Annotated in this window: 7 protein-coding genes and 1 pseudogene; 3 read left to right on the top strand and 5 right to left on the bottom strand. The window is 60.9% G+C overall.

What is annotated here, in order from left to right; translation table 11 throughout:
• Positions 1 to 94 precede the first annotated feature (94 nt).
• Positions 95 to 388: a PG0541 family transporter-associated protein gene (locus QZT71_RS07480; RefSeq protein ID WP_295914586.1), complete on the top strand. Its 294-nt coding sequence runs from the start codon at positions 95 to 97 to the stop codon at positions 386 to 388.
• A 362-nt stretch (positions 389 to 750) separates the two neighbouring features.
• On the opposite strand, the gene QZT71_RS07485 is transcribed toward QZT71_RS07480, so the two are convergent.
• Positions 751 to 1944 carry an AraC family transcriptional regulator gene (locus tag QZT71_RS07485; RefSeq protein WP_295914590.1) on the bottom strand — a complete coding sequence of 398 codons (1194 nt, stop codon included), beginning with the start codon at positions 1942 to 1944 and terminating at the stop codon, positions 751 to 753.
• A 360-nt stretch (positions 1945 to 2304) separates the two neighbouring features.
• Between QZT71_RS07485 and QZT71_RS07490 the strand changes: the two genes are divergently transcribed.
• Together QZT71_RS07490 and QZT71_RS07495 are read left to right on the top strand one after the other, a co-directional pair.
• The gene (locus tag QZT71_RS07490) at positions 2305 to 3090 is read left to right on the top strand and encodes an MBL fold metallo-hydrolase (RefSeq protein WP_295914593.1); all 786 of its coding nucleotides are present in this window, start codon (positions 2305 to 2307) and stop codon (positions 3088 to 3090) included.
• Position 3091: 1 nt separating this feature from the next.
• Complete coding sequence (locus QZT71_RS07495; RefSeq protein WP_295914595.1) at positions 3092 to 3907, top strand: SDR family oxidoreductase; 816 nt, start codon at positions 3092 to 3094, stop codon at positions 3905 to 3907.
• A gap of 70 nt (positions 3908 to 3977) precedes the next feature.
• Here QZT71_RS07495 and tatA read toward each other — a convergent pair whose 3' ends face one another.
• From tatA to QZT71_RS07515, 4 genes and pseudogenes are all read right to left on the bottom strand, one after another.
• Positions 3978 to 4184 (bottom strand): twin-arginine translocase TatA/TatE family subunit, encoded by a 207-nt coding sequence (tatA, locus tag QZT71_RS07500; RefSeq protein ID WP_295914597.1) that lies wholly within the window; start codon positions 4182 to 4184, stop codon positions 3978 to 3980.
• 170 nt (positions 4185 to 4354) lie between these two features.
• Positions 4355 to 5296, bottom strand: coding sequence for a ribose-phosphate pyrophosphokinase (locus tag QZT71_RS07505; protein WP_295914601.1), 942 nt, complete (start codon positions 5294 to 5296; stop codon positions 4355 to 4357).
• A gap of 86 nt (positions 5297 to 5382) precedes the next feature.
• Positions 5383 to 5976 (bottom strand): ribosome biogenesis GTP-binding protein YihA/YsxC, encoded by a 594-nt coding sequence (yihA, locus tag QZT71_RS07510; protein WP_295914602.1) that lies wholly within the window; start codon positions 5974 to 5976, stop codon positions 5383 to 5385.
• A gap of 191 nt (positions 5977 to 6167) precedes the next feature.
• A pseudogene (locus tag QZT71_RS07515) lies at positions 6168 to 6359 on the bottom strand (endonuclease); the annotation flags it as partial.

The raw sequence follows: 6359 nt of genomic DNA on the forward strand, positions 1-6359 counted from the left end.
AATCCGGGCCGCTTCCGCCGCATGCCGAGCGCAGGGCGGGGAGCCCGGCGGGCGGCGCTTCGGACGATTGCGGGAAATTAAATAAAACGAAATTATGAAAGCAGTATTTTTGTCATACAACCAGGCGCTCACCGACCGGGTGAACGCCATCCTCGACCAGCAGGGCATCCGCGGCTTCACGCGCTGGGCGCTGACCGAGGGGCGCGGGTCGGTCGACGGCGAACCCCACTACGGTACGCACGCATGGCCGTCGATGAACGCGTCGATTATGGCCATCGTCGACGACGAAAAGGTCGCGCCGCTGATGGAGGCGTTCCGCGAAATGGATGCCTCGACCAAATTGCAGGGCTCGCGCGCCTTCGTCTGGAATATCGAGCAGACTTATTGACGGGGTCGGCGGGCCCGGGAATCCGTCTTCGGCGGAGTGAAAATCCGGGGCCTTGGCGGCCCGGAGAATCCGCTGTTCCGGCGGGCCCGGAAATCCGTCTTCGGGGAGTGAAAAATCCGGGGGCCTGATAACTCGGAAAATCCGCCGTCCCGGGGCCTTGAATAATCCGGGCGCCTGACGGCTCGGAAAATCCGCCGTCCCGGCGGCCTGAAAAACCCGGCATCCCGTCCGTTGCATTTGCGCAAAAGCCGCAGGAGTCGTCCTGCGGCTTTTCGTTTGCCGCCGGATATTGTCCGGTGGCGCGGTGCCCGGATTTGCCTTCCGCGGCACGGGGTGTTTGCGGCGGCGGGGGCTTTGTCCGGTTATTTCCGCTCGCGGGGCGCTGCGAGCTCCGAGATGCAGGGTTCACCTGTTACGGGCTGCTGCCCCTTGTGGCTGTCCAGCCATTGCTGGGGCGTCATTTTCTTCTCTTTGGCGAAAGCCCGGTAAAAGGTGGTCGTGCTGCCGAAGCCGGCGAGCAGGGCCAGCTCTTCGATTTTGTGGTCGTTGCCGGCCATCAGCCGCGTGGCGTGCTCCACCCGGCAGCGGTTGATGTAGTCGCGGAACGGAATGCCGAGCTCGCTGTTGAAGAACCGGGACAGGTGGGTGCGGTTGGTGCCGCATTCGGTCGCCAGGTCGACAATCGTGAGCCCGGGGTCGAGGTAGAGCCTGCGTTCGTCGATTGCCGCGGCTACCTGCTGCCGCAGCGCGGCGATGCGCCCGCATTTCTCCGTGGGCGATTCGTCGTCCGCATCCGGCACGGCGGACTCTTCCTGCCAGTAGTTGTGGATGATTTCCGGAATCCGGTACTGGATGATACATCCGTAGAGGATGCCCCATACGCCGAGCGTCATGAGAAAGGTGAAGATGATGTACGGAGCTGTCGACGTGAAGGTGATGATGCCGATGTAGCAAATCAGGTAGCATGCCAGCACGGCCGACATCCACCGCATCCACCGCAGGTGTATGCGTTCGGTGAACGAATAGGCCTGTGCTATCTGGTCGGCGTAGCGCAGCGAGTAGGTCACGATGCGTGCCAGGGCGAAAATGCAGTATACAATCGTGTAAAGTACGTAGAGCAGAAGCATCAGAGGGAGGTAGGAGGGCAGCGCGCCGAGCAGCTCCCCGAATGAGTAATAGACCTCGCGGGGCTGGAACGCCAGCCCTGCGCAGTAAGCTCCGGCGAGCAGGACGAACGGGGCCAGCAGGCGCGCCGCATAGCGTACCGTGATGCGTCCGGGCATGACCAGTTCGAAGAAGAAGAGCGACAGCAGCGGCAGGGTGAACAGGTCGGGGAAGGTGAACCCGGGGCCTAGCACTTCGTACTGGTAGGTGGGGGAGAAGCTGATGAACAGCTCCTTGATTTCGATCAGGGCCATCCAGGCCAGGCAGACGGCGAACAGGTAGTGGGGGCGCGAACCGCTTCTGCGGGCGCATAGCGCGGCGTGTATGGCGGCAATGACGAAGAATGCCAGCGACATGCCGTTGAAGAAGTAGGAGAGGGCATCGAGTGTCATTATGGCTAATATAGCGAAAAAAACGGAATGAAAGCGCCTGCGGAGGGTAAAAATGTGCGGGGTGTCCGCAAAGCGGGCGTGCGGGGGCAGGCGCGGCGGAAGACGGCTTGGGCGGGGAGGCGTTGTGTCATAGGTATGCGGGGATGCGTGGGGGCGTGTCGTGCCGGATGCAAAGTTACCTGCGGAGCCGTTACGGGCGGTTTCAAAATGTATATTTCCGGTGTCGAAAGGTAAATAATCCCTTTCGGGGGTGCCTTCGGGGAGGTTCGGGGCCTCCTGCCCGGATCTTCCCGTGTACGGCCCGGAAGAATCTTCCGCACGGCGGCACCGGGTCGCCATATTTTTATTATTTTTGTTGCCATGAAACTCACATTCCTGGGAACGGGCACCTCGCAGGGCGTCCCCGTCATCGGCTGCCGCTGCAGGGTCTGTACGTCGGACGATGCGCGCGACAACCGCCTGCGCACTTCGGCCATGGTCGAAGCGGGCGACGTGCGGCTGGTAATCGACGCCGGGCCGGACTTCCGCTACCAGATGCTCCGCACGGGCGTCCGTCGCATCGACGCGATTCTGCTGACGCACGAGCACAAGGATCATATCGGCGGGCTGGACGACGTGCGCGCTTTCAATTTCGTCGACTATCCCCCCGCAATCCACAAGGTCGATATTTTCGCGGCGCCGGCGACCATCGGAATCGTGCGCAAGGATTTCGACTACGCCTTTGCGCAGGACAAATACCGGGGCGTACCCGAAATCGAACTGCACGAAATCGATGTGACGCGGCCGTTCCGGGTCGGCGGGCTGGAGGTCGTACCCGTTTCGGGGCACCATTCCGACCGTTTCGCCGTCACGGGCTACCGCATCGGCAAGCTGGCCTACCTCACGGATTTCAAGACCATCGAAGAGCCGGAGGTCGAAAAACTCCGGGGCGTGGAGGTGCTGGTGGTCAATGCGCTTCGTTTCACCGAGCACTATTCGCACTTCAACGTGGCCGAGGCGCTGGCGCTCATCGACCGTGTGGGGCCGTGCGAGGCTTACCTCACGCACATGTCCCACGACATCGGCCTGTATGCCGTGACGGAATCCGTACTGCCGCCCCATGTGCATCTGGCTTACGATACGCTGCAAATTGAAATAAACGATTGATATGAAAGATTTTAAGGATAAGGTCGTCATCGTGACGGGCGCTTCGTCGGGCATCGGCGAGGCGATGGCCCGCGAGTTCGCCGCACAGGGCGCCCGCGTGGTGATGGGTGCGCGCAGCGTGCAGAAACTGCAGCTTATCGCGGGCGATATTCGCTCCCGGGGAGGACAGGCTGCCTACTGCGGCGTCGACGTGACGAACGTGGACGAATGCCGGGGGCTGATCGATACCGCCGTGCGCGAATTCGGCGGCGTGGACGTGCTGGTCTGCAACGCGGGGCTGTCGATGCGCGCGATTTTCGACGACGTGGATTTGAGCGTGCTCCACCGCCTGATGGACGTCAATTTCTGGGGTACGGTCAACTGTTGCAAGTTCGCCCTGCCGTACCTGCAGCAGTCGCACGGCTCGATTGTCGGCATCTCCTCGGTGGCGGGCCTGCACGGCCTGCCGGGGCGCACGGGCTACTCGGCCTCGAAATACGCCATGACGGGATTCCTCGAAACGCTGCGCATCGAAAACCTCAAAAAGGGACTGCACGTGATGATAGCCTGCCCGGGATTCACGTCGTCGAACGTCCGTTTCTCGGCCCTGACGGCAGACGGTTCGCAGCAGGGCGAAACCCCGCGCGACGAGGCGAAGATGATGACCTCGGAAGAGGTCGCACGGATTGTGGCCCGGGGGATTCTCAAGCGCAAACGCCTCTGCCTGATGGAGAGCGAGGGGCGCGCCACGCATTTGGTCAAGAAATTCGCCCCGGGATTCCTCGACCGGATGTTCTACCTGGTGATGTCCAAAGAGCCGGACTCGCCGCTCAAGTAGGGGTGGCCGCGGTCATGTCCGCGCGGCGGTCGGGATAATAAAACGGGGTGTCGGAAAACACCCCGTTTTGTTATTTGCCGGTTTTGGTTCGCTCCTTTTTCGAAGCCTCATCGTCCTTGTCGTCCCCTTTCGAGGAGTCTTTGAACTCCCGTACGCCGCGGCCCAGGCCGCGCATCAGTTCGGGGATTTTCCGGCCGCCGAACAGGAGCAGCACGACCAGCAGGATGAGTATCAACTCGGTAGGGCCGAGGAACAGGGGAATGAAAATCAATGTCATAAGATCGGGTTTTAGCGTGTCCGTTTTTATTCGGGGGCCGCGCGTATCCGGCATTGCAGTCGCCGCCCTCCGGACAAATGTAGCAAGAATTTCCGGAACCCCGCCGCACGGGGCGAAAAAAAGCGGGGCGCATGCTGCATGCGCCCCGCCCGAACCGCTTCCGGGATTCCTTATTTGAAGAATATCGACGAAATTTCCTTGTAGTTGTGTACGCGCTCGATGACGTCGGCGAAGATGTCGGCCACCGACAGCACCGTGAATTTGTGCAGGTCCTTGTCGGGGTTGAGCGGAATGGTGTCCGTCACGATAACCTCCTCCAGCGCGCTTTCGTTGATGCGCTCGTAGGCCGGGCCCGAGAGCACGGGGTGGGTGATGGCGGCGCGCACGCTCTTGGCGCCGCGCGACATGAGCATGTCGGCGGCCATGCAGATCGTGCCGGCCGTGTCGATCATGTCGTCCACAATCAGGATATTGCGACCTTCGACCTCGCCGATGGCGGTCATCTTGCCCACGACGTTGGCTTTGGCGCGCTCCTTATGCGAAATGATGATGGGTGTTCCGAGCAGCTTGGCGTAGGTGTTGGCGCGCTTGGCGCCGCCCATGTCGGGGGCTGCAATCGAAAGATCCTGGATGTTGAGGCTTTGGATATAGGGAATGAAGATGCCGCTGGCGTAAAGCGCATCGACCGGAATGTCGAAAAAGCCCTGGATCTGGTCGGCGTGCAAATCCATCGTCATCACGCGGTCGACGCCTGCGGCCATCAGCAGGTTGGCTACCAGTTTCGCGCCGATCGGTACGCGGGGACGATCCTTGCGGTCCTGCCGCGCCCAGCCGAAGTAGGGTATTACGGCCACGACCTTGTAGGCCGATGCGCGGCGCGCCGCGTCGATCATCATCAGCAGCTCCATCAGGTTGTCCGAGGGCGGGAATGTCGATTGTATGACGAATACCGTGCAGCCACGGATGGATTCGTTGTAACAGGGTTGGAATTCGCCGTCGCTGAAACGCAACACCTCCGATTGCCCGAGCGTCGTCCCGAAACTTGCCGCGATTTTTTCGGCCAGGTATTCCGAGCCGCGACCCGAGAAAATTTTGATTTTGTGGATAGCCATAGGTTACGAGGAATTTTTGATGGTGCAAATATAGGACAATGCGACGAAAAAACGTGCCGTAAGGGCAACCTTTTTTCAACAATCGGTTAAACTTCGAGGCATTGGCCGATGAAGTCCAGTATCTGTTCGCGTCCCGTGCCGCGCTCGCCCGACGATACGAACATCGGCGGCAGCTCCTCCCACTGTTCGGCGAGCGTCGCCCTGTAGCGTTCGACGCTCTTGGCGCACTGTGTTTTGGAGAGTTTGTCGGCCTTGGTGAAGATGATGCCGAACGGGATGCCGTTCATGCCGAGCATCTCGATGAAGCGCAAATCGATTTTCTGCGGTTCGAGCCGAATGTCCACCAGCACGAACAGGAAGTGCATCTTTTCGCACTTGAGCACGTAGTCGGTGATGATTTTGGCGAAGTCGCTGCGCATGGCTTTCGACGTGCGGGCGTAACCGTATCCGGGCAGGTCGACCAGATACCACGCCCGGTCGATGCGGAAGTGGTTGATGAGCCGCGTTTTGCCGGGCGTTCCCGAAACTTTGGCCAGTCCCTGCCTGCCGGTCAGCATGTTGATGAGCGACGATTTGCCGACGTTGCTGCGCCCGATGAACGCGATGTCTTTCAGGTCGTCTTTCGGAACCTGCGAGATACGCTCGGAACTGCACTGGAATTCGGCTTTGTTAATCTGCATGGTAATCGGAATTTTGTGCAAAGATAACCTTTTATTTCGTATCTTGTCGTATGGAACGGGCGCCCGTTAAAACGAATCGCAGCAGCCGGCGCCGGGGGTATTGCCGGGGCAGGATTGTACCGGAGCAGTCTGCGGGGCGGCAGGGAGGCCGGTTCGTGTGCCGCCTGTCTGCCGGGAAGCGCCGCCCGGGATTATCGCCGCCAAGAGAGCGCTACCCACAGCGGGCAGTGGTCGGAGGCGGTGGTCGTATGGTCGACGACGCTTTGCGTGACGGCGGCCGAGGCGGGCAGTCCGCGGCCGAGGATATAGTCGATGCGCACGGACGGAGCGTGCGACGGGAAGGTCATCCGCGTGGTGTCCGAAAGCGGCCGGAAGCGGCCGCC

It is taken from the genome of uncultured Alistipes sp. (assembly GCF_902388705.1).
Lineage (GTDB): Bacteria > Bacteroidota > Bacteroidia > Bacteroidales > Rikenellaceae > Alistipes.